General features: G+C 73.0%; 19 protein-coding genes and 2 pseudogenes. 12 read left to right on the forward strand and 9 right to left on the reverse strand.

Annotation, left to right across the window (positions count from 1 at the left end):
- A partial coding sequence (locus ACFZBX_RS35205) for a type I polyketide synthase (protein ID WP_391537888.1) occupies window positions 1-1,886 on the reverse strand: 1,886 nt, incomplete at its 3' end.
- Window positions 1,887-2,307: 421 nt separating this feature from the next.
- On the opposite strand from ACFZBX_RS35205, the gene ACFZBX_RS35210 reads away from it, so the two are divergent.
- The gene (locus tag ACFZBX_RS35210; RefSeq protein WP_391537889.1) at window positions 2,308-3,912 is read left to right on the forward strand and encodes an MFS transporter; all 1,605 of its coding nucleotides are present in this window, start codon (window positions 2,308-2,310) and stop codon (window positions 3,910-3,912) included.
- Between the two features lie 29 nt (window positions 3,913-3,941).
- On the opposite strand, the gene ACFZBX_RS35215 is transcribed toward ACFZBX_RS35210, so the two are convergent.
- A complete protein-coding gene (locus ACFZBX_RS35215) occupies window positions 3,942-5,456 on the reverse strand; it encodes a DHA2 family efflux MFS transporter permease subunit (RefSeq protein WP_391537890.1) in 1,515 nt (504 codons plus the stop codon).
- Window positions 5,457-5,564: 108 nt separating this feature from the next.
- Between ACFZBX_RS35215 and ACFZBX_RS35220 the strand changes: the two genes are divergently transcribed.
- Entirely contained in the window at window positions 5,565-6,134 is a 570-nt protein-coding gene (locus ACFZBX_RS35220; RefSeq protein ID WP_391537891.1) for a TetR/AcrR family transcriptional regulator, read from the forward strand.
- Window positions 6,135-6,336: 202 nt separating this feature from the next.
- Window positions 6,337-7,842, forward strand: a complete 1,506-nt coding sequence (locus ACFZBX_RS35225; protein ID WP_391537892.1) for an FAD-dependent monooxygenase — start codon at window positions 6,337-6,339, stop codon at window positions 7,840-7,842.
- Between the two features lie 91 nt (window positions 7,843-7,933).
- Here ACFZBX_RS35225 and ACFZBX_RS35230 read toward each other — a convergent pair whose 3' ends face one another.
- Complete coding sequence (locus ACFZBX_RS35230) at window positions 7,934-8,536, reverse strand: hypothetical protein (protein ID WP_391537893.1); 603 nt, start codon at window positions 8,534-8,536, stop codon at window positions 7,934-7,936.
- Between the two features lie 217 nt (window positions 8,537-8,753).
- Here ACFZBX_RS35230 and ACFZBX_RS35235 point away from each other — a divergent pair, with 217 nt between their 5' ends.
- From ACFZBX_RS35235 to ACFZBX_RS35250, 4 genes and pseudogenes are all read left to right on the forward strand, one after another.
- The gene (locus tag ACFZBX_RS35235) at window positions 8,754-9,785 is read left to right on the forward strand and encodes a 3-oxoacyl-[acyl-carrier-protein] synthase III C-terminal domain-containing protein (protein ID WP_391537894.1); all 1,032 of its coding nucleotides are present in this window, start codon (window positions 8,754-8,756) and stop codon (window positions 9,783-9,785) included.
- A gap of 131 nt (window positions 9,786-9,916) precedes the next feature.
- Complete coding sequence (locus ACFZBX_RS35240) at window positions 9,917-10,726, forward strand: BTAD domain-containing putative transcriptional regulator (protein WP_391537895.1); 810 nt, start codon at window positions 9,917-9,919, stop codon at window positions 10,724-10,726.
- A gap of 70 nt (window positions 10,727-10,796) precedes the next feature.
- Window positions 10,797-11,918 carry an alpha/beta hydrolase gene (locus tag ACFZBX_RS35245; RefSeq protein ID WP_391537896.1) on the forward strand — a complete coding sequence of 374 codons (1,122 nt, stop codon included), beginning with the start codon at window positions 10,797-10,799 and terminating at the stop codon, window positions 11,916-11,918.
- Window positions 11,919-11,974: 56 nt separating this feature from the next.
- A pseudogene (locus tag ACFZBX_RS35250) lies at window positions 11,975-16,516 on the forward strand (beta-ketoacyl synthase N-terminal-like domain-containing protein); the annotation flags it as partial.
- Between the two features lie 72 nt (window positions 16,517-16,588).
- Here the strand turns inward: ACFZBX_RS35250 and ACFZBX_RS35255 are convergent.
- The 6 genes and pseudogenes from ACFZBX_RS35255 to ACFZBX_RS35280 form a co-directional block, all read right to left on the reverse strand.
- Complete coding sequence (locus ACFZBX_RS35255) at window positions 16,589-16,810, reverse strand: ferredoxin (protein WP_391537897.1); 222 nt, start codon at window positions 16,808-16,810, stop codon at window positions 16,589-16,591.
- A gap of 10 nt (window positions 16,811-16,820) precedes the next feature.
- Window positions 16,821-18,053 carry a cytochrome P450 gene (locus tag ACFZBX_RS35260; protein ID WP_391537898.1) on the reverse strand — a complete coding sequence of 411 codons (1,233 nt, stop codon included), beginning with the start codon at window positions 18,051-18,053 and terminating at the stop codon, window positions 16,821-16,823.
- Between the two features lie 57 nt (window positions 18,054-18,110).
- Complete coding sequence (locus tag ACFZBX_RS35265; protein WP_391537899.1) at window positions 18,111-18,884, reverse strand: thioesterase II family protein; 774 nt, start codon at window positions 18,882-18,884, stop codon at window positions 18,111-18,113.
- A 263-nt stretch (window positions 18,885-19,147) separates the two neighbouring features.
- The gene (locus tag ACFZBX_RS35270) at window positions 19,148-19,426 is read right to left on the reverse strand and encodes a peptidoglycan-binding protein (RefSeq protein WP_391537900.1); all 279 of its coding nucleotides are present in this window, start codon (window positions 19,424-19,426) and stop codon (window positions 19,148-19,150) included.
- 118 nt (window positions 19,427-19,544) lie between these two features.
- Window positions 19,545-20,198, reverse strand: a complete 654-nt coding sequence (locus tag ACFZBX_RS35275; RefSeq protein ID WP_391537901.1) for an HAD-IA family hydrolase — start codon at window positions 20,196-20,198, stop codon at window positions 19,545-19,547.
- 72 nt (window positions 20,199-20,270) lie between these two features.
- A pseudogene (locus ACFZBX_RS35280) lies at window positions 20,271-21,412 on the reverse strand (dihydrofolate reductase family protein).
- A gap of 175 nt (window positions 21,413-21,587) precedes the next feature.
- Between ACFZBX_RS35280 and ACFZBX_RS35285 the strand changes: the two are divergent.
- The 5 genes from ACFZBX_RS35285 (at window position 21,588) to ACFZBX_RS35305 (ending at window position 26,100) form a co-directional block, all read left to right on the forward strand.
- The gene (locus tag ACFZBX_RS35285; protein ID WP_391537902.1) at window positions 21,588-22,967 is read left to right on the forward strand and encodes a hypothetical protein; all 1,380 of its coding nucleotides are present in this window, start codon (window positions 21,588-21,590) and stop codon (window positions 22,965-22,967) included.
- A gap of 173 nt (window positions 22,968-23,140) precedes the next feature.
- On the forward strand, window positions 23,141-23,956 hold the full coding sequence (locus ACFZBX_RS35290; RefSeq protein ID WP_391537903.1) for a methyltransferase domain-containing protein: 816 nt from the start codon (window positions 23,141-23,143) through the stop codon (window positions 23,954-23,956).
- Between the two features lie 146 nt (window positions 23,957-24,102).
- On the forward strand, window positions 24,103-25,398 hold the full coding sequence (locus tag ACFZBX_RS35295; protein WP_391537904.1) for a DUF4190 domain-containing protein: 1,296 nt from the start codon (window positions 24,103-24,105) through the stop codon (window positions 25,396-25,398).
- A 22-nt stretch (window positions 25,399-25,420) separates the two neighbouring features.
- Window positions 25,421-25,603, forward strand: coding sequence for an SPOR domain-containing protein (locus tag ACFZBX_RS35300; RefSeq protein WP_391537905.1), 183 nt, complete (start codon window positions 25,421-25,423; stop codon window positions 25,601-25,603).
- Window positions 25,604-25,662: 59 nt separating this feature from the next.
- A complete protein-coding gene (locus ACFZBX_RS35305) occupies window positions 25,663-26,100 on the forward strand; it encodes a (deoxy)nucleoside triphosphate pyrophosphohydrolase (RefSeq protein ID WP_391537906.1) in 438 nt (145 codons plus the stop codon).
- Window positions 26,101-26,363 lie beyond the last annotated feature (263 nt).

Genomic DNA, 26,363 nt, shown 5'->3' on the forward strand with positions numbered 1-26,363 from the left:
AGGGCGGTGTGGAGGGTGAAGAGGGCGGGTTGGGTGTAGTGGGTCTGGTGGAGCAGGGCGGCGGTGTCGGGGTCGGTGTCGGGGTCGGCCCACATCACGTCGCGCAGGGGGTGGGGCAGGTGCGGGGCGAACGCTTCGCAGGCCTCGTCGAAAGCGGCCGCGAACACGGGTGATGCCGCGTGCAGTTCGCGTCCCATGCCGGCGCGTTGTGAGCCCTGTCCGGTGAACAGGAACGCCGTCTTCCCCCGCGGCCGGTGATCGGCCGGACCGCTCACCACGTGGGGCGAGGGCCGGCCCTCCTGCAGCGCGGCCAGCCCGTCCAGCAACTCGCCGCGGTCGTGGGCGATGACGGCGGCACGGTGCTCGAACGCCGTACGGGTGGTCGCCAGAGCATGGGCGATGTCACGGACGTCCACCTCCGGGCGATCGGCGGCGAACGCGTGCAGCTGAGCAGCCTGATCGGCCAACGCGTCCGCCGACTTGCCCGACACCAGCCAGACACTCGGCCCCTCGAACGACACCTCAGCCGGGGCACCCGTCCCACCGTCGGACCCCCCGACCGGCCCTTCCCCCAACACCACATGGCAGTTCGTCCCACCCATGCCGAACGAGCTGACCCCGGCCACCAGCGGCCGGTCCTCGTCGGGCCACGACGTGAGCTCCTGCTGCACCCGCAGGTTGAGCCGGTCGAGCGGGATCTCCGGGTTAGGCGTGGCGAAGTTCAGGCTCGCGGGCAGCGCCCGGTGCCTGATGCTGAGGGCCGTCTTCAGCAGGCCGACGATGCCGGCGGCGCCTTCGAGGTGGCCGACGTTGGTCTTGGCCGAGCCGACCAGCAGGGGGGAACCCTCGGGCTTCCGCGCACCCACGACGGCGCCGAGTGCCGCCGCCTCGATGGGGTCGCCGACCCGGGTCCCCGTGCCGTGCAACTCGACGTACTGGACCTCCGACGGCTCCACCCCGGCCCGCCGGTACGCCTGGCGCAACGCCTCCTCCTGCGCCTCCTGGGCGGGGATGGTCAGGCTGCTCGTCGTGCCGTCGTTGCCGAGTGCGCTGCCGCGGATCACGCAGTAGACGGTGTCGCCGTCGGCGAGCGCCTCGGCCAGCGGCTTGAGCACGACCAGACCGCCGCCCTCGCCGCGGACGTAGCCGTTGGCCCGCGCGTCGAAGGTGTAGCAGCGGCCGTCGGGCGACAGGGCGCCGAAGCGCGCGGCCCCGACGGTGCTCTCGGGCACCAGGATCAGGTTCACGCCGCCGGCCAGGGCGATCGTGGCCTCTCCCGAGTGGAGGCTGGCGCAGGCCAGGTGCACGGCGGCGAGCGCCGACGACTGGGCCGAGTCCACGGTCAGGCTCGGTCCGCGCAGCCCCAGCGTGTAGGAGACGCGATTGGCGATGAGGCCTCGGCTCAGGCCGGTCAGCGTGTGCGACGTGATGGCGCCGACCCCGCCCCCGTGGGCCAGGGCCGAGTAGTCGTCGCCCATGGCGCCGATGAAGACCCCGGCGCGCGTCCCGTCCAGGGCCGCGGGGACGATGCGGGCGTCCTCCAGCGCCTCCCAGCTCAACTCCAGTACGAGCCGCTGCTGGGGGTCCATGGCGGCGGCTTCGCGGGGGGATATCGAGAAGAAGCGGGAATCGAATCCGTCGATATTTTCGAGGAAGCCTCCGCGGCGCGGAATCTCATTTTCCTGGAAGGGCAGGGAATCCGGCTTCCAGCGGGTTTCGGGAATGTCCGTGATGGCGTCCCGGCCATCCCGGAGAAGGCTCCAGAATGCCGATGGATTTGAGGCCATGGGAAGGCGGCAAGCCATTCCAATGACCGCCACGTCATGCTCGTTGCGTTCTGTCGAAGAATTAGCAGCCTGGCTCGACATGGCGATTACTGCCCCCATCGTCTAAACTCCGCTGAGTGCTTTGTCCCGTTGGTCCCAAAAGGTGAAGGAGCCAATCGGCACTACGTAAACACGGGGTGCTAACGACGGTCTTGATCCGCGCTAACTGACGTGCGGGTGATGGGGGTTGAATCGCGTCTGGGCGGGTTCGTCCGTTGCAGGCGCTTCTACGGGTTCTCCACGCGGCGCCCGAAGCGGACCCTTTGTCCTGCTGACGCGAGCTCAAGAAGTGTGTTAGGCGCGTGAGACATGCTGACCGCCGAGTGGACCAGCGGTTCCGTGGAGGACCGGCCGGCACTGCCGGTCGCCGGCGCCGCCCGCGCTTCTCCGTTGCCCGGCCGGGCTTGAGCGATCATGCCCCGGTGTGCGGTCCGTTCTTCCCGACGGCTCGACCGAGATGCGGAGCAGTGCCTTGAGGCAGATGACCGATGAGAGAGTGCGCGACGACGATGGTGCGGGAGGGGAGCAGTCGGGGCGTCGGCGCTGGCTGGCCGTGGCCGTTCTCTGCGTATGCGTGCTGGTGCCGTTCATGGACCTGATCGTGGTGAGCGTATCGCTGACGGCGGTGGAGCGGAACCTGCACGCGACGAGCGGTGAGCTGCAGTGGATCGTCGCGGTGTACGGCATCACCTCCGCCTCGTTCATGCTGGTGGTACCGGCGGTGGGCGGCCGGTGGGGCTACCGGCGGGTCCTGGTCTGGGGGTTGGTCCTGTTCGGGGTGGCCTCGGCGGCGACGGCCTTCGCGCCCACCGCGGGTTCGCTCATCGCGATGCGTGTGGTCATGGCGATCGGCGCCTCGGTGGTGCTGCCGTTGAGCACGGGGTTCATCACCATCCTGTTCCGGGAGAGCGAGCGGGGGAAGGCGATCGGCGTCTGGGCGGCGGGTGTCGCGCTGGCGACGCCGCTCGGTGCGGTGCTGGGCGGTGGGCTGGTCGAGTACTTCTGGTGGGGCTGGATCTTCCTGATCAACGTGCTCTCGGTGGCCCTCGTGCTGCCGCTCATCTTCTGGGTGCTGCCGTCGGCCCGTCAGATGCCCCGGTCCGGCATCAACGTGTGGAGCGTCGTGCTGCTGTCCGCGGGCGGGCTGCTGCTGGTCTACGGGGCGATCGACGCGGAGAACGGCTGGGGTGACGCGGCGCTGTGGATGGTCGCGGGCGTGGTGGTCCTCGTGGGGTTCATGGTCTGCGAGAAGCGCTCGGCGGAGCCGCTCATCGGGCTGGCCCCGTTCCGCAACGCCCGGTTCCTGTGGGCGCAGGCGACGATCGTGGTAGGTGCCTTCTCGCTGACGGCCGCGCTGTTCATCGTGCCGATGTACCTCCAGTCGGTCCTCGAACTGCCGGCCCTCGCCGTCGGCCTTCGGCTGATCCCCTTCACCCTCCTGGTCGTGGTGGGCTCGCTCGCCGCCGACCGGCTGAGCAGGAGGCTCGGCGCCCGCTGGGTCGTGGTCGGCGGTTCGCTGGTGTTCGGCGTCGGCCTCGCCCTGCTCACCCGGGCCTCCGCGGACAGCGGGGACGCCCTGGTCACCTGCGCGTTCGGCCTGGCGGGCCTCGGCGGCGGTGTCGCCCAGGCCCCGGCCGTGTCGGCGGCGCTGGAGTCGCTGCCGCCGGAGGTGGCGGCCAACGGCAGTGCCTTCATCAACGCGCTGCGCAACCTGGGCGGTGCGCTCGGGGTGGGCATCATCGGGACGGTCGTCACCCGCGAGTACGTGCGGGAACTGTCGGTGTCCGGCGCCGAGGTGCCCGCGGCCCGGGCCGACGAGGTGTACGCGTCGGTCGCCAACGTCGCCGAGGCCGGTGACGCGATGGGCGCTTCGGCGGGGCAGACCCTCCACGAGCACGCGTCGAGCGCCTTCGTGCAGGGTCTGGTCCCCGGGATGGAGATCGCCGCCGTCGCGGTCCTGGTCGTCGCGCTGCTGATGTGCGCGCCGCTGCGGATGCTGAGGGACACGCCGGCCCGTGACGGTGCGGACGACGGGTCGGACGCCGTCGCGCCGGACGCCGAGGCAGCGGGTGCGCGTTCGGCCTGAGGCCGCTCGGCGCCCCGCTGCCCCGGAGGTCACTTGTCGACGCCGGCGGTGGCCAGGGCCGTGAGGTCGATCTTCTCGCCCCGTCCTTCGCTGCGGAAGAAGGCGATCGCCGCGACGCCGGCGATCGCCATCAGCACGGCGCTGATCTCGAAGGCGAACTGGAAGCCGTCGGTCAGTGCGACGTCCGCGCTCTCGCCGCTGCCGAGGAGGTCGGTGGTCCTGGCGGTGGCGATGGTGGAGATGATGGCCAGGCCGAGCGAGCCGCCGATGGTGCGGGTCACGTTCACCATGCCGGAGGCGACGCCGGTCAGCGCGGACTCGACGCCGTGGACGGCGGCGACCGTGATGGGGATGGAGGCCAGCGCCAGGCCGAGGCTGAGGAAGAGCGAGGGGATGATGAAGTTGCCCATCACGCCCTTGTCGGCCGAGATCCCGGAGTACAGGAACAGGCCCACGCCGGCGATGGCGCAGCCGAGGGCGGTCAGCCAGCGCACCCCGAGCTTCGGCAGCAGGGCGGGCACGATCGCGGCGAACAGGACGAGCGAGATCGTGCACGGCAGGTAGAGCACGCCGGTCTTGATCGCCGAGTAGTGCAGCACCTCCTGCATGAACAGGGTGGCGACGTAGAACATCACGAACAGGCCGGAGGTCGCGAGCGCCTGGACGACGTTGGCGCCGGTCACCGTGCGGTTGCGGAACAGCACGAACGGGACCAGCGGCTCCTTGCTGAAGAAGTTCTCGTGGACCACGAAGTAGCCCAGCAGTACGACCGCGGTGACCAGCAGGCCGATGGTGCGGCCGGAGGACCACGGGTGGGTGCTGGTCTGCACGACGGCGTAGGTGAACACGCTCAGGCCGCAGGTGGAGGTGATCGCGCCGACGACGTCGAACTGCCGGTGGCGGCTGGTCGGCTGGTCCGGGGCGAGGTAGCGCAGCGCGCCGAGGATCATGAGCAGCCCGATCGGGATGTTCACGTAGAAGGCCCAGTTCCAGCCGGGGCCGGCGACGAACAGGCCGCCGACGATGAGGCCGAGCGAACCGCTGACGGCGGCGACGGAGCCCCAGATGGCGACGGCCTTGTTGCGGGCGGGGCCCTGCGGGAAGATCTGCGCCAGCATCGCGAGGGTCATCGGCGCGATGAAGCCGGCCGCCATGCCCTGGACGGCCCGGGTGCCGACCAGCATGCCGGCGTTCTGCGACAGGCCGCAGGCGAGCGAGGCCGCGGTGAACAGGGCGAGGCCGCCGATCATGACCCGGCGGCGTCCCAGCAGGTCGCCGGAGCGTCCGCCGAGCAGCAGGAAGCCTCCGAACAGCACGGTGTAGGCGTTGACGACCCACTGCAGATCGGCCTCGGAGAAGTCGAGGCTCGTCTTGATCGTCGGGAGAGCGACGTTGACCACGGTGACGTCGATGGCTTCGAGCATCTGTGCCGCGCACAGCACGAATAAGGCCATGACGTGCCGTTTCGTCCAGACGAACTCGCCTTCCGCACTGGGCGGCGACTCCAGTCCCGGGTCGGAGGTGAGCGAGGACTTACTCGCCATGGTGGGCTCTCCATTCATTGAACACCCGTTGATTCAACAACCATAGAACGAAGCCTGAAGCTCGGTCAACGACTGTAGAATCAAGGCATGGCGAACGATTCCTCGCGAGTGACACGTGCTCAGAGGCGCTGGCAGACCGAGTCGCGCATCCTTGTCGCGGCTCGTGAGGGCTTCGCGCGCTCCGGCTACGAGCGCACCACCATCCGGGCCGTCGCGGAGGCCGCGCAGGTGGACCCGGGCCTGGTCATGCACTACTTCAACTCGAAGGAGGAGCTCTTCCTGAGGGCCACCAGCGTCCCGGGCGACGAGACGATCGACGGCACCCCGGCCGACATCGTCGAGTCACTGCTCTCCTCGCTCGCCGACCGGCTGGTGACGGAGCCGACGGCCTCGCTCGCCCTCCTGCGCTCGATGCTCACCCACGAGCAGGCCAGGGACGGCGTGCGCCGGACGGCGGCCGACCAGCTGGAGCAGATCAGCCGGGCGATCGAGAGCGACGACGCCGCGCTGCGGGGCAGCCTGATCAGTGCCACCATCCTCGGCGTCATCCTCGGCCGGCACCTGCTGGAGCTGGACGGGCTCAAGGACGCCCCGCCGCAGGAGATCATCGACCTGCTGCGGCCCGTGATCAGCGCGCTGGCCGTCACGGACGGACGGCGCGAGGAGCCGCGGGACTGAGCGCGCACCGCCCCGCGCGGCCCCCGTCCGGGACGGGGGCCGCGCGTCCTTTAGCAGGGTGCAAGAACCGCTGGCTAGCGTTCACCACGCTGAACCGACTGAACCGACCTGATCCGCAGGGCGCGCTCTTTGGCACGTGGCAAGGCGCGGTGGCGTCGTCTCCGGCGGCCGGAGCGTCCCCGGACGCTCCGAAGGAGTCTGTATGCCCATCACCGTCGCCGTCGTGGGTGCCGGTCCCGTCGGGCTGATGCTCGCCTGCGAGTTGAAGCTGAACGGCGTGGAGAGCGTGATCCTCGAACGGCTGGAGCGGCCCAGCGGGCAGTCGCGCGCCCTGGGGTTCAACGCGCGCACCGCCGAACTCCTTCACCAGCGCGGCCTGCTGGAGCGCTTCCTGGCGGAGGGCACGCCGGTGCCCGTGAGCCACTTCGCCGGCCTGCCGATGGACCTCACCAAGCTGGACAGTCGGCACAAGTACACGCTCTCCATCGCGCAGTTCAAGGTGGAGCGCCTGCTGGAGGAGTACGCGGTCGAGTCGGGCGTCGAGATCCGGCGCGGGCACGAGGTCGTCGGCCTGCGCCAGGACGACGAGGGCGTCGTCGTGAGCGTCGACGGCGGCGACGGGAGCTACGAGCTGCGGTGCGAGTACCTGGTGGGCTGTGACGGCGGCGCCGGCACGGTGCGCGGGCTCGCCGGGATCGCCTTCCCCGGCACCGGTCCCAAGGTGCACGGGATCCTCGGCGACGTGGCGTCCATCGAGACGTCCGTCGAGTTCCGGACGCCGCTCAGCTACCCCGGCGGCATCTTCGGCGTGGCCCCGATCGAGCCCTCGGGCTTCCGGGTGACCACGATCGAGTACGACGTGCCGACCCCGTCCCGGGGCACCCCCACGCTGGACGAGCTGCGGGAGTCCATCCGCCGGGTCACCGGCGAGGACGTCCGGCTCGGGGAGGCGCGCTGGCTCTCGCGGTTCAGCGACTCGGCCAGGCTCGCGGAGCGCTACCGGGCGGGACGGGTCCTGCTCGCCGGCGATGCGGCGCACATCCACTACCCGCAGAGCGGCCAGGGCATGAGCCTCGGCATCGCGGACGCGGCGAACCTCGGCTGGAAGCTCGCGGCCGCCGTCAACGGCTGGGCGCCCGAGGGGCTGCTGGACACCTACCACAGCGAGCGGCACCCGGTCGGCCGGTCGGTCCTGACGAACACCGAGGCCCAGAAGGCCATGACGTTCCCGATGGACTGGGTGCGCGACCTGCGCACGCTCTTCCAGCAGCTGATGGGCTACGACGACGTGCACCGGCACATCATGGAGGAGGTCACCGGCGTGGGCGTGCGGTACGCGGTGCCGGGCGGGCCGTCCGACGAGCGGCCGGGCGCGGCGGGGACCTCCCTGCTGGGACGGCGGATGCCGGACCTGGACCTGGTCACCGAGGCGGGCGGCCCGACCACGGTCGCGGAGCTGCTGAGGGGCGGCCGCGGGGTGCTGCTCGTCCTGTCCGGCGACACGCCGCCGCCCGCCGTGGAGCGGGGCTGGGGGGACCGCGTCGACGTCGTCGGCGCCAAGCCGGCCGCCCCGGCCCCCGCGGCGGCCGTGCTCATCCGCCCGGACGGCCACGTGGCCTGGGCCGGCGACGTCGTGGACGGGACGGCGGACGGGCAGCGGCTGCTGGACGCCCTGGCCGCCTGGTTCGGGACCGCACGGGCGAACTGACGCCGCGTCGGGACGCCGAACGCGGCGGGCACCCCGCGGACCTGGGTCCGCGGGGTGCCCGTCAGGCCTTGCCCGATCGAGTCCCGGGGACTCAGCGACAGAGGATGAACGCCAGCTTGAACAGCGTCGGGTTGGTGACGTCGTAGAAGAACTCGTAGCCGCGCAGGCCCTTGTAGCGGCCGCTGGTGCCGTACGCGGGGACGACCTGCCACTCGTGCTCCAGGGTGGCGGTGAGGTCGTAGTTGCCCTCGGCGTGGATGGAGCCGTCGTTGAGCTTGAAGTCCTCGACGCCGTGGACCCAGAAGTGCCCGTCGCGCGTCTGCTTGTAGACGTCGGTGGTGCCGTCGCGCTGCTCGCCGATGACCTCGCCGGCGGCGTTGTAGATCCGCATCGAGTAGACGCCGTGCTGGCCGATCCGCGGCTTCGTCGGGTCGGGGCCCGCCCCGGTCACATGGCCCTCGATGAACCGCTCGGTCAGCGGCGCGAGCACCACGCAGCCCCGCTTCGAGCCGCCCAGCGACTTGACGAGGGCCTCGACGGACGGGGCGTGCTTGCCGGCGGACGCCTTCAGCTCCGCGGGCAGTTCGGCGGTGGCGGAGGTGTCGGCCGCGGCCGTCCCGGCGGTGAGGCTGCCCGCGAGGAGCACGACGGCCAGCGTGGTGAGGATACGCGGCGTTTTTGCGGTGAGGCGCATATTCGGCCCTTCTGTCCCATTGTCCTGACGCTTTCCCGCAATACTCGCGATCTCCGCTAAACGGCCGCTAACCCGCGTCTGGTTTCTGCCTTGGGTGCCTGCCCGAACGCGCACGGAGCGCGTTCACCAGGCGGTTCGCCGTGGCCGGGGCGGCCGGCGGAGGCGTCCGTAAGTCCCGGTGCGTCGGCTTTTTAGAATGTCCTCCGACGATGGGTCCATGCCATCCACTGAGATCCGCATCCTATCTGTGGGGACCGAGCTCCCGGGCGAGCCCGTCGACACCGCGATGCTCGCGAAGGCGTTCCGAATGGACGCGCTGTGGCAGCAATGGGTCGACACGTTCATCGAGACGCGGACCCGCCACCTGGCGACCGACCTCGAAACCGGTGAGCAGTACTGCACGCTCGCCGACCTGGCGACCGCCGCCGCCCGGCGGGCGCTGACCGGGGCCGGGGTGGGCGTGGAGGAGATCGACCTGGTGGTCATGGGCACCGCCATGCCGGACATGCTGATGCCGGCGACGGTCAACGTCGTGGCCGACCGGCTCGGCGTGAACAACGTGCCCACCTACCAGCTCCAGTCCGGCTGCTCGGGAGCCATCCAGGCCCTGGAGCTGGCCCACGACCTGCTGACCACCGGCCGCTACCGCACGGCGCTGGTCATCGGAGGCGAGGTCACCGCCAAGCACTTCGACCTGAAGCGCGACCTCCGGGCGCTGCCGCCCGGCCAGTTGGTCAACCTCGTCCTGTTCGGCGACGGCGCCGGCGCCGCCGTGCTGCGCCGGGACACCGACGCCGGCGCCGCGACGATCCGGCGGGTGTTCACCAGGCTCACCGGCCTGAACCGGGAGTCGGGGCAGTCGCTGGAGTGGTACGGCGCCGCCTACCGGGGAGGCGAGCGCAACCCCGCGAGCGAGAACTACAAGATGATCGAGGAGTCCGTCCCCGGCATGGCGGTCGAGATCCTGGAGGAACTCCTCGACGGCCTGGGCTGGAAGCGCGCGGACATCGACTACCTGCTGCCGCCGCAGCTCTCCGGCCGGATGACCCCGCGCATCGTGGAGCGCCTCGCGGTGCCCGGCGCGGAGGAGGTCTCCGTCGTCAACACGACCGGCAACACCGGCAACTCCCTGCCCTTCCTCCAGTTGGAGAGGGCGTTCGCCGAGATGGCGCCGGGGGAGCGCGGCCTGTGCGTCGCGGTCGAGTCCAGCAAGTGGATCAAGGCCGGACTGGTCTTCGAACGGGTCTGACAAGGGCGTCCCCGGAGTCGGCGCCACCGGCCGGAGAAAGCCTGCCGGTGGCGCGTGTTGAAGTACCGTCTTCTTCGGCTTCCTGCCGTAACTGACGCCGACGCGGGCCAAAAGGCCCACTGGAGAAGGTTATGCTCTACGAAATCCTGGGATCTTTTTGCGTGGTCGTCGACGGGGAACGCGCGCTGCTGGAGTCGCGCAAACTCGAGATCCTGCTCGCCGTGCTGTTGATCCGGGCCGACCACGTGGTGAATTTCGGATCCCTGGTGACCGAGTTATGGGACGCGGAACCGCCGTCGCGGGCCGCCGCCGGTATCCATGTGAACATATCCAGGCTCCGCAAGTTCCTCAAACAGCGCAGGCCGGCCGGCGGGCAGATCATCACCAGGTCCCCCGGCTACATGCTGCAACTGGGCCCCGACGAGGTGGACGCCCGCTGCTTCGAGAAGATGGTCAACGTCGGCCGGGAGCAGCTGCGCAGGCAGGAGTACGTCGCCGCGTCGACCGAGCTGAGGTCCGCCCTCGACCTGTGGCACGGCTCCTCCCCCTTCGGCGGGCTGCAGGGCGGTCCCATCCTGGCCGGCTACTCCCGGCGCATGGAGGAGTCCCGGCTGGAGTGCCTGGAGATGATGATCGAGGCGGAGCTGGCCCTCGGCCGGCACCGTGAACTCGTCAGCGAGCTCTACGCGCTGACCACCGAGCACCCGTTCCAGGAGACGTTCTACCGGCAGCTGATGCTGGCGCTCTACCGCTCGGACCGGCAGGCCGACGCCCTCTCCACCTTCCACAGCGCCCGCCAGGTGATCAACGCCAACCTCGGCCTGGAGCCCTGCCAGGCGCTGCGCGACCTCCACCACGCCATCCTCATGGAGGACCGGCGCCTCGACCCGCTGTCCGATCCGGCCGGACTGGCCGTGGCCGGCTGCTCGGTCACCCGGTGACACCGGTGCCCGCCGCCCCGGCCGGCGCGACACCGCCGGCGGGCCGGCGGTCCAGACTCCGAAGGATGTCATGAACAACGTCGAGGAACTCAAGCAGTTCGCGATCTCGCACGCCCGCGCCCAACGCGTTCCCCTGGAGCGCTGCGAGAGCGTTCTGGCCCGCATCGCGCACGACGGGGACGGCCCCGGCTCATGGACCGCCGAGTGGTCCGCCGCCGCGGCGGAGTCCGAACGGCAGGGCAGACTCCAGGACGCGTGCAGCCTCTACTACGTCGCGCGGTTCCCGTTCGTCGACGGCCCGGCGAGAGCCGAGGCGCTGACGAGAAGTCAGGAGACCTTCGCGCGCTGGCAGAGCGAGTCGGGGGCCGGTCTCCAGCCCCTCGACATCGAACTGCCGGAGGGCCGGGTCCAGTGCTACACCACCGGCCTCCCGGTCCGCGGCGACCGGCCCTGCGTGATCGTGCTGGGCGGGATCGTCAGCACCAAGGAGCAGTACGCGCAGATCCTGCTGCGGCTGGCGAAGCTCGGCCTGAGCGGCATCGCCACCGAGATGCCCGGCACGGGCTCCAACACGGTGCCCTACGGACCGGACAGCTGGCGGATGCTGAGCGGCATCATCGACGCGGTCGAGGACCGGCTGAACGGGGCCCGCGTCTACGCGATGGCCCTCAGCTTCAGCGGCCACACCGCCCTGCGCTGCGCCCTGGAGGACCGCCGGATCAGCGGCGTCGTCACCATGAGCACGCCCGTCAGCCGCTTCTACACCGACCCCGACTGGCAGCGCGCCCTGCCCGCCGTCACCGTCGACACCCTCGCGCACATGGCCGGGACCGGCTCCGACGAGATCGGCCGCCACATGCGCGACTGGGCGCTGACGGAGCAGCAGCTCCAGGCCCTGGAGGTGCCCGTCGCCTACGTGTCGAGCCGCCGCGACGAGATCGTCCCCGCCACGGACACCGAACTGCTGAAGCGGCACGTCCGCCGGCTCACCGTGCTCGACATCGACGACGTGCACGCCGCGCCGACCTTCCTCGACATGACCGGCCCCTGGCTCACCCTGTCCCTGCTGCGCATGCACGGCTCCCACCTGCCCCAGCGGGCGGCCCTGCGCTCCGTCGTCTCCCTGGCCCGGGCCCGCCACCGGCTGGCCGGGCACGGCGCGGTGAGCGTGCACCGGGGCACCGGGATCTGAGCGTCCACCACTCATCACGTACGTGAGGACCATGACCGATGGCCGACGAGCAAGAACTGACCGATGCCCTTCGGTGGATGGCGGCCGACCTGCATCGGACCCGCCAGCAGCTCGCCGAGGCGGAATCGAAGGCGCACGAGCCGATCGCCATCGTGGGGATGGCCTGCCGCTACCCGGGGGGAGTGCGCAGCCCCGAGGACCTCTGGGAGCTCGTCGCCACCGGGAGGGACGGCACGGGGGACTTCCCGGGCAACCGTGAGTGGGACCTCGACCGGCTCTACGACCCCGACCCCGACTCGCGCGGCACCTGCACCACCCGCCGGGGCGGATTCCTCCACGACGCCGACCAGTTCGACGCGGCGGCCTTCGGGCTGAGCCCGCGCGAGGCGACGGCCATGGACCCCCAGCAGCGGCTGCTGCTGGAGACCGCGTGGGAGGCGTGCGAGCGCGCCCTCATCGACCCCGGCGCGCTGCGCGGCAGCGATACCGGTGTCTTCGCCGGCGTCCTGTACAACGACTACGCCACCCGGCTGCGGCAGATCCCGCCGGAGTACGAGGGCTTCGTCGCCAACGGCAGCACGGGCAGCGTCGCCTCCGGCCGGATCGCCTACACGCTGGGCCTGGAGGGCCCGGCGGTGTCGGTCGACACCGCCTGCTCGGCCTCGCTGGTCGCCGTCCACCTGGCCTGCCAGGCGCTGCGGCGCGGCGAGGTCTCCCTCGCCCTGTCGGGCGGCGTCACCGTGATGTCGACCCCCCGGATGTTCATCGAGTTCAGCCGCCAGCGCGGCCTGGCCCCCGACGGCCGCTGCAAGGCGTACGCCGCCTCCGCCGACGGCACCGGCTTCGGCGAGGGGGTCGGGCTGCTGGTCCTCGAACGCCTCTCCGACGCGGTGCGCAACGGCCGCCGGGTGCTGGCCGTCATCCGCGGCTCGGCCACCAACCAGGACGGCGCGAGCAACGGCCTCACCGCGCCCAGCGGACCGGCGCAGCAGCGCGTCATCAAGCGCGCGCTCGCCGATGCCCGGCTGGAGCCCGGCGAGGTCGACGCGGTGGAGGGGCACGGCACCGGAACCCTGCTCGGCGACCCCATCGAGGCCCAGGCCCTGCTGGCCACCTACGGCCGCGGGCGCCGGGGCGAGCCGCTGTACCTCGGCTCGGTCAAGTCGAACATCGGGCACACCCAGGGCGCCGCGGGAGTGGCCGGCATCATCAAGATGGTCATGGCGATGCGGCACCGCACCCTGCCGCGCAGCCTGTTCGCCGAGGAGCCCACCCCGCAGGTGGACTGGTCCGCCGGGGCGGTCTCGCTGCTCACCGAGGCGATGCCCTGGCCGGGCACCGGGCGGCCGATGCGGGCCGGCGTCTCCGCGTTCGGCATCAGCGGGACCAACGCCCACGTCGTCCTGGAGGAGGCCCCGGCCGCCGCGCCGCCGGAGCCCGCCGCCGCCGCCGACGGCGGCGGGCCGGCCGCCCACGCGCCCGTCCTGCCGTTCGTCGTCTCGGCCCGGGACGGCGACGCGCTGCGGGCCCGCGCCGTCCAGCTGCGCGACCTGGTGCGCGAGCGCCCGGCGCTGGACCTGGGGGCGTTCGCCCGCTCGCTGACCGTGACGCGCTCGCTGCTGGACACCCGCGCGGCCGTGGTCGCCGCGGACCGCGAGGAGCTGCTGCGCGGGCTCGACGCGCTCGGCCGCGACGAGCCGGCGGCCGGTCTGCTCACGGTGGCCGGCCGCTCCGCCAAGGCGGGCGCCGCCGGGCTGACCGCCTTCATGTTCACCGGGCAGGGCAGCCAGCGCCTCGCCATGGGCCGGGAACTGCACCGGGTCTTCCCGGTCTTCGCCCGCCACTTCGACGCGGCCTGCGCGTTCTTCGACCGCCGGCTGGAGCGCCCGCTGCGCGAGGTGGTCTTCGCCGAGCCCGGCACCGACGCCGCCGCGGAGCTCGACCGGACCCTCTACACCCAGCCGGCCCTGTTCGCCTTCGAGACCGCGCTGTTCCGGCTCTACGAGAGCTGGGGCATGGTCCCGGACCACCTGATCGGCCACTCGATCGGCGAGCTGGCGGCCGTGCACGTCGCCGGGGTGCTGGACCTGGAGGACGCCTGCGCCCTGGTGGCGGCACGCGCCCGGGCGATGCAGGAGACGCCGGCCGGCGGCGCGATGGTCTCGGTGCGCGCCCCGGAGCCGGAGGTGCTGGCGTTCCTGGCGGACCACTCGGACCGGGTGGGCGTCGCGGCCGTCAATGGACCGGAGTCGGTGGTGATCTCCGGCGACCGCGATGCCGTGCTCGACATCAGGCGGCGGATGCGCGAGGCCGGCCTGAAGACCAAGCAGCTGCGGGTGAGCCACGCCTTCCACTCGCCGCACATGGACGGCGCGCTCGCCGGCATCACCGAGCTGGCCGCGACCCTCACCTACCGGCCGCCGTCGATTCCGGTGGTGTCCAACCTGACCGGCGAGGTGGCGTCCTTCGAGGAGCTGCGCTCGCCGCGCTACTGGGCCGACCACGTGCGGCGGACCGTCCGGTTCGACGACGGGATCCGCTGCCTGGACGGCCTGGGCGTGACCTCCTACGTGGAGATCGGACCCGCGCCGGTGCTCGCCTCGCTCGTCCCCGACTGCCTGGCGGCCCACCGCGCGGGCACCGGGGCGACGGTGATCCCGTCGCTGCGCGAGGGGCGGCCGGAGGAGCGGTCGGTGATCGACACGCTCGCCCTGGCCCACCTCAAGGGCCTGGCCGCCGACCTCTCGCGGCTGGTGCCGGGCTCCGGCCTGATCGAGCTGCCGACCTACCCCTTCCAGCGCAGGCGCTACTGGCTCGACTCGGGCGACGCCGCGGGCGGGGCCGCTCCCGTCGGCGCGGCCGGGGGCGAGAGCGACTTCTGGCAGGCGGTGGACCAGCAGGACGCCGGCCGGCTGGCCGCGGTGCTGGGCGTCGGGGCGGGCGAGCACCCGTCGCTCGCCGAGGTGCTCCCGGCGCTGTCGGCCTGGCACCGGCAGGGGTCGTGGCGCTACCGGACCGTCTGGGAGCCGCTGCCGGAGCGGGTCGCCCTGCTGCAGGGCCGCTGGCTCGTGGTGGCGGCGGACGGCGCCCGCGAGGAGGCCGCGGGCGCCGCGCTCACGGAGTGCGGCGCCCGGGTGGCGCGGGTTGCGCTGGACGCCGTGCGCGGCGGCCAGGACGAGGCGGTGAGCCGGCTGCGCGCCGTGCTCGACGACACCGGCGTGGACACCGCGCTGGACGGGGTGCTCGTGCTGCCGTCCTCGGCGCAGGGTCCGGACGAGGCGGCGCGGGACCTGTCGGCACTCCTGCCCGTCCTCGCGGAGGCGGGGGTCGCGGCGCCGCTGTGGGTGGCCGCCGACGGCGAGGGCGTCGGGTACGGCGACGCCCACGCCCTGGGCAGGGAGCACGCCGGCGGGTTCGGCGTCGTCGAACTGCCGGGGAGCACGGACCAGCGGACCTGGAAGGCGGTCGCGGCGGTGCTCGCGGCGCGGCCCTCGGGTGAACGCGTCCGCGTCCGTGCCTCCGTGGCGTCCGTCCGGCGGCTGGTCCGCGCCCCGCTGAGCCATGCCCCGCGTCCCGGCGGATGGCAGCCGTCCGGCGCCGTGCTGGTCGTCGGCGGCACCGAGGGGCTGGGCGCGCACGCGGCCCGTTGGGCGGCCCGCGGCGGCGCCTCCCGGCTGGTGCTCGCCGGAGCCCGGCCCGGCGACGCGGCGGCCAAGGCGCTGGAGGCCGAACTCGTCGCGCTGGGCGTGGAGGTCGCCCTGGTCGAGGGCGGTCTGTCCGAGCCGGGTGCCGCCGAGCGGATCGGGGCGGCCGTCGCGGACGGGACGGCGCTCACCGCCGTCGTCCACGCCATGGCCGATCCCGGTCCCGAGGAGCTGGCGGGCGCGGAGGCGTTCGCCCGCTCGCGCGAGCTTGAGGCGTTCGTGCTCTTCACACCGCTCACCGACGTCTTCGGCAACGCGGCACGCGGCGCGGCGGTCGCCGACATCGTGGCCCGGCGCCGGGCGGAGGGCCGGCCGGTGCTCGCCGTGGCGTGGGGCCCGTGGCACGAGCGGGACGAGGCCGTCGCGGCGGGTCTGGGCCTGCGCCCGGTGGTGCCGGGCCTCGCGGTCTCCGTCCTGCGCGAGGCGGTGACGACGCAGGAGCCGTTCCTGGTGGTCGCCGACGTGGAGTGGGAGCGCTTCGCCAAGGCGACCGCGGACCGGCCCGACCCGCTGTTCTCCAGCCTGCCCGAGGTCGTGGCGGTGCTGGCGGACCTGGCGGACGGGGCCGGCCTCTCCTCGGAGGCCCTGCACCGGCTCGCCGAGGCCGACGGCGCCGAGGCCGAGGCCATCCTCGCCGACCTGCTGTGCCGTCACGCCGGCGCCGTGCTCGGCCACTCGGCCGAGGACGCCGTCGACCCGGACACCAGCCTGCTCGACCTCGGGTTCTCCTCGCTCACCCTGCTCGAACTGACCAACCGGCTCCGCGAGGCGACCGGCGTCGGCATCCCCGCCACGGTCGTCCTCGACCACCCGACACCCAACGGGCTCGCCCGGTTCCTCGCCGGGGAACTGGCGCGCGCCGGCGGCTCGGACCCGGCCGGGCCGCTCGCGTAACCGGTCGCAGGAAGCCCGAAGGGAGGCCGGCCCCGCTGGAGTTCAGCGGGGCCGGCCTCCCTCGTGGGTTCGTCAGGCCGGTTCCCCGGGGGCGGCGGAGTCATGGACGAGGACGGCGCCGGCGGGACAGAGGTAGGCCGCCTCGCGGGCGGACTCCCGCTCCTCCTCCGGGACTTCCACCTGGAGCACGGTGACCAGGCCGTCCTCGTCCTGGTCGAAGACCAGCGGCGAGCGCAGCACGCACTGCCCGGCGCCCTGGCACAGGTCCCGGTCGACGGTGACCGTGAGCGTCATGCGGTTCCCCCTACCAGCGCACGGGCAGCGAGGTGAGCGTCTGCACGCCCCCGGCGGCGGACATTTCGAGCTCCTCGACCGGTACGGCGAGCCGCAGACCGGGAAGCCGCTCGAAGAGGGTCCGCAGGGCGACCTCCAGCACCAGGCGCGACAGGTTCTGGCCGATGCAGTTGTGGACGCCGTGCCCGAACGCCAGGTGGTTGCGGGCGGTGCGGCCGACATCGAGGGTGTCGGGGTCCACGAACACCGCCGGGTCCCGGTTGACCAGGCTGTTCGGGATGATGACGCCCTCGCCGGCGCGGATCACCACGCCGTCCATCTCGATGTCCTCCGCGGCGACGCGCCGGGTGCCCAGGTCGGCCACCGAGGTGAAGCGCAGCAGTTCCTCCAGCGCGCCGGTCCACATCTGCGGGTCGGCCTGGAGCCTGGCCAGCTGCTCCGGGTTCTCCAGCAGGGTGAGGGTGGCGCTGCTGAGCGTCGAGGAGGTGGTCTCCTGGGCGGCGACCAGCAGCACCAGGCCCATGGCGACGAGTTCGCCGTGCTCCAGCGTGCCGTGGGCGACGCGCTCGGCCGCCAGCAGGCCGAGCAGTCCGGGACCGGGCTCGCGCTCCTGCTCGGTGACCAACTGGTCGAGGTAGCCGTAGATCTGACCGATGGACTGCTTGAACTCGTCGGCGGTCAGGATGCCGCGGTCCTGGGTGACGCGCTGGGTGAGCGCCTGGAAGAACTCGTGGTCCTTGTAGGGGACGTCGAGCAGGCTGCAGATCACCATCGAGGGGACGTGCACCGCGAACTGGCCGACCAGGTCGGCCGGGGAGCCCTTCGCGATCATCGCGTCCAGACGGCCGTCGACCGTCTCCTGGATCTGCGGCCGCATCTCCTGGATCCGCCGCACGGTGAACGCCGGGATGAGCATCCGGCGGTGGACGTCGTGGTCGGGGCCGTCCATCTCGGTGAGGCTGCGGAACGGCCGCGCGGCCCGTTCGGCCGGGCTGATCGCGGGGAACCCCGGGTGCGTCCGCGCCGAGGACAGCCGCGGGTCGCTCAGCAGCCGGCGGGCCAGGGGGTGCTGGGTCACCACCCAGGCCTGGCCGCCGTCGAACAGGGTCACCGGCAGGAGGGGGAGTCCCGTCGCCCGCATGTCCGCGTAGCCGTCCGGGAGCTGGTGCGGGCACTTGCGGGGGATCGGGAAGGAGGTCGCCGCGGGGGAGCCGGTCCCGGCGGTCGTCGTGCTGTCCGTCATCTGTGGTTGTCTCCTCGCTGATGGGCCGTTGTCCGTGGTGGCGCGTCCGGTAGCCCGCTACCCGAGCGTGGTGAAGGCGGAGAGGCGGTCCCGCAGTGCGGTGACGACGCCGTCCGCGTTGTCGTTCAGGAAGAAGTGGTCGCCGGCGAACACGAGCAGTTCGAAGGCGCCGGCGGGGGCGTGCGCCTCCCATGCCGCGGCCTCCTCCAGCGAGGTCCTGGGGTCCGCGTCGCCGGTGAGCGCGGTCACGGGGCAGCGCACCGGCGCTCCGGGGCCGTGCCGATAGGTCTCGGCGGCCCGGTAGTCGCTCCGCAGGACGGGCAGGACGAGTCCGCGCATCTCCGGATCGGCGAGGATCTTCGGATTGGTGCCGCCCAGCGCGATGACCTCGGCGATGAGGCCTTCGTCGCTCAGCCGGTGGACGGACTCCTCGCGGTGGTGGGTGGGCGACCGGCGGCCGGACACGAACAGGTGCACCGGCCCGCGGTCACCGGCTGCGGCGAAGTGCCGGGCGACCTCGTAGGCCACCATGGCGCCCAGGCTGTGCCCGAAGAGCGCGAACGGGCGGTCGTCCCGATCCCGGAGGGCCAGCGCGGCGAGGTGGGCGAGTGCCCGGACGTCGTCCACGCACGGTTCCCGGTAGCGGTCCTGGCGTCCCGGGTACTGCGCGGCCAGCACCTCCACCTTCGGCGCGAGCGCCCGGGCGACCGGCTGGAAATAGCTCGCCGAACCGCCGGCGTGCGGAAAGCACACAAGGCGTACGGCGGCGTCGTCCGACGGCGCGTACCGCCGGAACCAGAGTTCCCCCGGAGGGGATGCGTCGTTGTTCATGGTTGCCGGGTGACCCTTCACAGTGGCGCTGGGGCAGGCGTGTGCAACGCATGCAACCAGTTCCCCCTACACCTCCGGCGATCACCGTATAAACGGGCGCTTTCAGGAGTCTTGAGGTGCTGGCGGGCGCTTGTGCGGGTTCCCGGCGCGGGCCGGCGCCGGCTCGACGCGCGGCGAGGCCGTCCGACGCGTGGGGACGCGGGTCGGGCGGCCTCGTGGTCTTCCCGGTCCTTCCGGTTCTTCCGGAGGGACGGGCGGGGCGTTCAGCAGGCGAAGCCCGGGGAGTTGGCGAAGAAGGTCAGGAACGACCAGGTCTGGGGGCCGATGACGCCGTCCACGGTGATCTTGGCGCACACCTGGAAGCGTCTGGTCGCGGCGTCCGTGATGGGGCCGAACTCGCCGTCGACGAGGAGGTTCTCCCCGGTCAGTGAGGCGTTCAGGTAGCACTGCGCCTGTTTCACCGCCTCTCCCGACGAACCCTGCTTGAGCGTCGGCCGGGCATTGGTGAAGTTGCATATCTGGGTGGGCGTTGTGTCGGTCACGTCGGAATTCCTTTGCGCTCGCACCCCGATGGGCGGACGGGCCATTTCCGGGGGGTGTTTCCAGAGAAGCACAGGTCGCCGAGGGGCGCAGCGCATGCCGGCGGGGGCGGCGCCGGGGTCAGGCGAGCGTGACGGCGAACGTGGTGGGGCCGGCGGTGACGGTGACGGATTCGAGGGTGGCGGCATGGGCGGTGGGGCGGTGGGCGGCGGCACGGGGGCCGATGCCTATGACCGGCATGCCGGCGGCGAGGGCGGCGGCGATGCCGGCCGCGGAGTCCTCGAACGCGAGGCAGTCGGCGGGGGCGAAGCCCAGCGCGGCGGCGCCCTTGAGGAAGCCCTCGGGGTCGGGCTTGCTGGCGCCGACGGATTCGGCGGTGACCAGGACCGGCGGCAGGGGGAGGTCGGCGGCGGCCATCCGGATGCGGGCGAGCGGGGCGTCGGCCGAGGTGACCAGGGCGTGCGGGAGGCCGGCCAGGGCGGCGAGGAAGGCGGGGGCGCCGGGGACGGGGACGACGCCCTCGGTGTCGGCCTTCTCCTCGGCGAGCATCCGCTCGTTCTCGGCGAGGTTGACCTCCACCGGGCGGTCGGGCAGCAGGACGGCCATGGTGGCGTGGCCCTGGCGGCCGTGGGCGACGCGCAGCACCTCGTCCGGGTCGAGGCCGTTCTCCTCGGCCCAGCGCAGCCAGCAGCGTTCGACCACGGCGTCGGAGTTGACCAGGGTGCCGTCCATGTCGAGCAGGAGGGCGCGGGGGGTGAAGGTCGTCGCGGGCATCGGGCGGCTCCAAGCGGGGGAGGAAAATGTTTAACAATGATACAAAAGAGCCCCCCGGTGCTTCGAGGGGCCTCAGCCCAGCAGGTGCGCGTTGACCGCGCGGGCCTCCTCGGCCAGCTCGGGCAGCTCCACCAGCTCCACACCGGCCGCCTCCAGCCGGGCGGCGCCCCGGGTCTCGGCGACGAAGGTGGACGGCTCGCGCCAGGCCACCACCACCCGGGGGACGCCGGCCGCGATCAGCAGCGCGGCGCACGGCACCGGGCGGGAGGCGCGCTGGCCGCAGGGCTCCAGCGAGCTGTAGACGGTCGCGCCGCGCAGCCGCGGGTCGCCGGCCGGGAGCTTGCCGAGCGCCGCCTCCTCGGCGTGGTCGTGGCCGTTGGTCTCGCGGCTGAACCCCTCGGCCAGCACCGTGCCGTCGGCGGCCACGACCACCGCGCCGACCGAGAACGCGGTCTCCGAGGGCGGGCAGCGGCGGGAGAGCTCGACGGCCCGGCGCAGGAAGGCCAGGTCGGCGGGGCGGGGGTCGGTCACGGGGCGGGCTCCTTCGGGGCGTACCTGAGCAGGACGACATCGCCCACCGTACGGGCCTCCAGCAGCCGCATCCGGCGGGCCGGGCCGCCGGGGAAGCGCGCCGGGCCGACGAACCGCGGCGCCCCCGCCTGGCCGACCAGCAGCGGCGCCACCACCAACTGGAGCTCGTCCGCCAGCCCCTGGGCCAGGAACTGGGTGTGCACCCCGCTGCCGCCCTCGACCATCAGCCGCCGCACCCCGCGCCCGCCGAGGTCGTCCAGCACCGCGCCCGGCTCCACCGCCGCGCCGAGCGCCACCACCTCGGCCAGCCCGTTCAGCTCCGGCCGCAGCACGGCGGCCCCGGCGTCCGTGGTGTAGACGAGCCGTTCGCCGCCGGTGTGCCAGAACCGCAGCGAGCGGTCCAGCCGGCCGCTCGCGCTGAGCGTCACCTTCAGCGGGTGCTCCGGGCGGCCCGCCGCGCGCCGGGCGGCGCGGCGTCCGGGGTCGTTGACCAGCAGCCGGGGGTTGTCGGCGCGCAGGGTGTTGCCGCCGACCAGGATCGCGTCGCTCGCGGCCCGTTCGGCGTCCACCCGGTCGAAGTCGTCCGGGCCGGAGAGCAGCAGCCGCTCGGGGGAGGCGTCGTCGAGGTGCCCGTCGAGCGACATCGCGGCGCTCAGCAGGACGAAGGGGCGCGGCGCGGGCATGGTGGAACCGTTCTGTGAGGCGTCTGCCCGTCCACGGTACGGCCCGGCGGACGGGAAGTGGACGGGCGAGGGCCGGTGTTCGCCGGACGGCCCGCTGCCGTCGGGGCGGCGTTCGCCGACGGGCCCCACCCTGGTCCGGACCTCGCACCGCCCACCACGTCGAAGGGCAGTCACCGTGTCCCGTCCCTCCCGCCGCCTGCTGCCGCTGGCCGTCGCCACCGCCGCCCTGCCGCTGCTCGCGCTGCCGGCCGGCCCCGCCTCCGCCGCGGCCTACGGCACCCCGACGATCACGTTCTCCGCCGCCTACCTGTCCGGCGCGGTCGGTGCCACCGGCGATCCGACGGTCACCGTCACGGTCGCCCAGAGCGGCGCCCCGGTCTCCTCGCTCACCGTGGCCGCCACCGCCAGCACCCGTACCTCGGTGGCCCGGACCGGCGACGTCACCGTCACCGGCACCGGCTCCGCCCGCACCCTCGCGGTGGCCGCACAGGGCGTCGGCTACACCGACCTCACCGTCAAGGTCACCGGTCTCGGCGGCAAGACCGCGTCGAAGACGCTGCACTACGCGGCCTCGGCCGCCGTGCAGCACTCGGCGGACAGCCGCTACCTGACCGGCTCCAGCGACGCCTCGGCGGCGGTGGACGCGGGCAACGGGTACATCGTGGTGGCCGACGACGAGTCCAACGTGCTGCGCCTGTACGACCGCAACGCCTCCGGCGCGCCCGTGCGCACCTGGGACTTCTCCTCGGCGCTCGGCGTCACCAAGGAGATCGACATCGAGGGCGCCACCCGGGTCGGCAACACCGTCTACTGGACCGGCTCGCTGGGCAACAACAAGGACGGCGAGATCAAGACGGCGCGGCACATCGTCTTCGCCACCACCGTCACCGGCTCGGGCGCCACCACGCAGCTCTCGCTCGCCGGTTCCTCCTCCGTGCTGCGCGGCGACCTGATCACCTGGGACCGCGCGCACGGCGACCGCTACGGCTTCGCGGCCGGCTCGGCGGCCGGCGAGGTGCCCAAGCAGGTCGACGGCTTCAACGTCGAGGGCCTGGAGTTCGCGCCGGGCAGCACCACCACCGCGTACGTGGGCTTCCGCGCACCGCTCACCCCGGCGGTCACCGGCGGCCGGGCGCTGCTCGTGCCGGTCACCAACTTCCCGTCGCTGCTCAGCGGTTCGCACGCCACCTTCGGCGAGCCGGTCGAGCTGGACCTCGGCGGGCTCTCGGTGCGGGACCTGCGGCGCAACGCGCTCGGCCAGTACCTGATCGTGGCCGGCTCCTGGGCGGCGGACGACAACTCCGACCCGTACGCGCTCTACCGCTGGGACGGGCAGCCCGGCTCGCAGCCGGTCAAGCTGCTCGACCTGCCGACGTCCGACGCGGGCGGCTGGGAGGCCGCTCCGGACGTCCCGGACCTCACCGCCCCCGGCGCCCGGGTGCAGCTGATCACCGACAACGGATCGGCCGTGCTCTACAACGACGGCATCGAGGCGAAGGACCTGGCCAACCCGGAGTTCAAGAAGTCCCGCACCACCTGGTTCACCGTCAACTAGACACCGCGGCAGGGCCGCCGGCCCCCGCTGGGACGACACGTCGTCCCAGCGGGGGCCGGCGCGTTTCCCGGGCTCCGGGTGGCCGCTATGTGAGACGAATCTTCTTGAAATGCGGGACGGGGAGTAGCGTCGGGAGCGCCCAGGAGCCGGCCGATCCCGAGGGGGACGTCACCATGACCGCACCGAAGCCCGCCGTCTACACCCATGGCCACCAGGAGTCCGTGCTGCGCTCGCACCGCTCCCGGACCGTCGACAACTCCGCCGCCTACCTGCGCGACCGGCTGAAGCCGGGGCAGGCCGTGCTGGACATCGGCTGCGGCCCCGGCACGATCACCGCCGACCTGGCCGAACTGGTCGGGCCGGACGGCCGGGTGGTGGCCGCGGACACCTCCGCCGAGGTGCTGGAGACGGCCGCCGCGTTCGTCGCCGGGCGGGGTGTGTCCAACGTCGTGTTCGAGGTCGCCGACGTGCACCGGCTGCCGTACGCGGACGGGGAGTTCGACGTGGTGCACGCCCACCAGGTGCTGCAGCACGTGGCCGACCCGGTCGGCGCGCTGCGCGAGCTGCGCCGGGTCACCGCCGAGGGCGGCGTGGTCGCCGCCCGGGACGTGGACTACGCGACCATGGTCTGGTACCCGGAGGCGCCCGAACTGGTCCGCTGGCTGGAGCTGTACCGCCGGATCGCCCGCGACAGCGGCGGCGAGCCGGACGCCGGACGGCGGCTGCTGTCCTGGGCCCGGGCGGCCGGCTTCACCGACGTCACCGCCACGTCGAGCACCTGGACGTACGCGACGCCCGAGCAGCGCGGGTGGTGGGGCGGGATGTGGGCCGACCGGATCACGGACTCGGCCATCGCGCGGACGGCGGTGGCCGAGGGGCACGCGGACGAGGCCGGGCTGGCCCGGATGGCGGCCGGGTGGCGGGAGTGGGCGGCCGACGGGGACGGGTGGTTCTCGATGGTGCACGGGGAGGTGCTGGCCCGGCGCTGAGCGGGGGCGTGGCCTTGCTGTGAGGGGGTGGTTCGTACGGCGGGGAAATGGTGCGCGGGTGGTTCACAAGATCCGGTAGAGTCGCGCGCCTGTTCCCGTACCCGCCGAGCTGTCGCCCGCCTCCGGCGGGCCGGGGGAGATCGCACGTGTCCACGCCCGAGTCCGACGCCGCCGCGCCCGAGCCGGTCGAGCGGGTCGAGCTGACCAAGCCGGCGCCCGAGCCCGCGCCCGAGCCGGTGCCGGTGTCCCCGGCCGCGCCCGCGCCCGTGTCCGACCCCTGGGCGGCGCCCGGCCCCGCCGGCCCGCCGCCCGCCCCCGACCAGCCCCGTGCCACCGGCTGGGCGGCCGTCGTCCCCGGGGCCCAGTCCGGCTTCCAGCCCGGATTCGCCTACCCCGCGGCCCCGACGACCACCAACGGCTTCTCGGTCGCCGCCCTGGTCACCGGCCTGCTCTGCCTGTGGCCGCTGGCGCTCGCCTTCTCGATCGTCGCCCTGGTCCAGATCCCCAGGCGGAACGAGAAGGGCCGCGGCATGGCGGTCACCGGCCTGGTCACCGGTGTCCTCGGGGTGATCGTCACCCTGATCGCGTTCATCGGCCTGGCCGTGATTGGCCTGGAGGAGGAGAAGTACGCGGACGGCCGGCTGGGCCCGAAGGGGTCGGTGTCCATCGAGGACCTGGTGACCGGCGACTGCTTCAACCAGCCGCCGTTCAGCCCCGGGCGGGACGCCGACTCCGCGAGCATCTACTGGGTGCACGTGGTGCCCTGCACCTCGCCGCACCACGGCGAGGTCGCCGGCTTCACCAACCTCGCGGGCAGCGGCGGCGACTACCCCGGCCAGAGCGAGGCCAGTGAGAAGGCGTCCCGGCTCTGCACCCCGGTGCGCGACGACTACGCCCTCGACTCCTGGCTCGTCCCCGAGGGCATGGGCGGCTCCTACTACTACCCGAGCATCGCCGGCTGGGCGTCCGGCGACCGCCGGGTGACCTGCACCTTCCAGGACGACACCAGGATGCACACGGGCAGCGTCCGCACCGACCGGACCAAGCTCACCCAGGCCCAGCGCACCTACCTGGACGCCGTGCAGGCCTACAACGGCGCGCTCGGCGCCCAGCCGGAGGGCGAGGTCGACGAGGACCCGGCCGAGTACCGGACCTGGGCGAAGACGATGGCCACCGCCTGCCGCAAGGAGGTCACCGACCTGTCGGCCAACGGCGTCGACTGGCCGGCCGGGGCCAGGGCCAAGCTGATCGAGCTGGGCACGGTCAAGCTGGAGGCCGCCAACACCTGGGACGCCGCCGCCAAGTCCGCGGACGAGCAGACGCTGGAGCGCGAGGTCCGCAAGGCGCAGGCGCTGTCGGCCAAGAGCAGCGCCCTCGCGGTGGAGATCCGGCGCGAACTCGGGCTGTCGACGGGCGAGCAGGCCTCCGACATCCGGGTCTGAGGCCGGGCCTAAGGTGGGCGGCATGGACACCTACCGGGTGATGCGCCAGGACGACAACGGCAACCGCTTCCCGGTCGTCGGGGGGATCGGGCGGGAGGCCGCCGAGCGGATCGCCGCCGAGTTCGAGGCACGCGGCCACAAGCAGCTGTACTGGGTCGAGGCCGAGCCCGCCGGCGCCTCCGAGGCCAGCGGCCCGCGCGACTGACGGCCACGCTCCGAGGCCCTTGGGGCGTGCCGGACAGACACGCCCTAGAGTCGACCTCCATGGACAGGAGCACCGGCCGGCCGGCCTCGACCGGCGGCGCAGCGGAGAACCGGATCGTCGTCGGCGGCGCGCTGATCCACCGGGGGCGGGTGCTCGCCGCCCGGCGGAGCGCGCCCGCCGAGGTGGCGGGACGCTGGGAGTTCCCGGGCGGCAAGGCCGAGCCGGGCGAGAGCGAGACCGAGGCGCTGGAGCGCGAGCTGATGGAGGAGCTGGGCGTCCGCGCCAGGGCGCTCACCCGGCTGCCCGGCGCCTGGCTGGTGCGCCCGGGCCTGGAACTGCGGCTCTGGGCGGCCGAACTGCTCGCCGGGGACCCGCGGCCGTTGCAGGACCACGACGAGCTGCGCTGGCTCGGTCCCGCCGAGCTGGCCGACGTCGAGTGGCTGGAGCACGACCGCGAGGTTCTTCCCGAGGTCGCCCGGCTGCTCGCCGCCCCCTGAACCCGGGTGCCCGGGCCGGTGCGGCCCGGATGGTACCGGCCCGCACCGGCGCGCCGCCGGGCCGCGCGCGGGAACGACACGTGGGGGCGACGCGTGGGGGCGACGGATCGGGCAAATCGGAAAAGCCGGTGCTTATGGCGGGATAGCCTTGGTCCTGCTGGGTATGTCACTTTTCGGCACTATTCGTCACCATCGGTGAGCCGCCCCAGCCGGCGACGCCGATCCGAGCAGAGCCGGAGGCCCCGTCGGTGTCGAATAGCGGG

Origin of the sequence: Kitasatospora sp. NPDC008115 (assembly GCF_042957205.1) — a bacterium.
Taxonomy (GTDB): domain Bacteria; phylum Actinomycetota; class Actinomycetes; order Streptomycetales; family Streptomycetaceae; genus Kitasatospora.

Bases quoted from the DNA above. Each gene is read 5' to 3' on its own strand.
- ACFZBX_RS35210 (WP_391537889.1), top strand. From the start codon at position 2,308: ATGACCGATGAGAGAGTGCGCGACGACGATGGTGCGGGAGGGGAGCAG.
- ACFZBX_RS35215 (WP_391537890.1), bottom strand. From the start codon at position 5,456: ATGGCGAGTAAGTCCTCGCTCACCTCCGACCCGGGACTGGAGTCGCCG.
- ACFZBX_RS35225 (WP_391537892.1), top strand. From the start codon at position 6,337: ATGCCCATCACCGTCGCCGTCGTGGGTGCCGGTCCCGTCGGGCTGATG.
- ACFZBX_RS35230 (WP_391537893.1), bottom strand. From the start codon at position 8,536: ATGCGCCTCACCGCAAAAACGCCGCGTATCCTCACCACGCTGGCCGTC.
- ACFZBX_RS35235 (WP_391537894.1), top strand. From the start codon at position 8,754: ATGCCATCCACTGAGATCCGCATCCTATCTGTGGGGACCGAGCTCCCG.
- ACFZBX_RS35240 (WP_391537895.1), top strand. From the start codon at position 9,917: ATGCTCTACGAAATCCTGGGATCTTTTTGCGTGGTCGTCGACGGGGAA.
- ACFZBX_RS35245 (WP_391537896.1), top strand. From the start codon at position 10,797: ATGAACAACGTCGAGGAACTCAAGCAGTTCGCGATCTCGCACGCCCGC.
- ACFZBX_RS35255 (WP_391537897.1), bottom strand. From the start codon at position 16,810: ATGACGCTCACGGTCACCGTCGACCGGGACCTGTGCCAGGGCGCCGGG.
- ACFZBX_RS35260 (WP_391537898.1), bottom strand. From the start codon at position 18,053: ATGACGGACAGCACGACGACCGCCGGGACCGGCTCCCCCGCGGCGACC.
- ACFZBX_RS35265 (WP_391537899.1), bottom strand. From the start codon at position 18,884: ATGAACAACGACGCATCCCCTCCGGGGGAACTCTGGTTCCGGCGGTAC.
- ACFZBX_RS35275 (WP_391537901.1), bottom strand. From the start codon at position 20,198: ATGCCCGCGACGACCTTCACCCCCCGCGCCCTCCTGCTCGACATGGAC.
- ACFZBX_RS35290 (WP_391537903.1), top strand. From the start codon at position 23,141: ATGACCGCACCGAAGCCCGCCGTCTACACCCATGGCCACCAGGAGTCC.
- ACFZBX_RS35300 (WP_391537905.1), top strand. From the start codon at position 25,421: ATGGACACCTACCGGGTGATGCGCCAGGACGACAACGGCAACCGCTTC.
- ACFZBX_RS35305 (WP_391537906.1), top strand. From the start codon at position 25,663: ATGGACAGGAGCACCGGCCGGCCGGCCTCGACCGGCGGCGCAGCGGAG.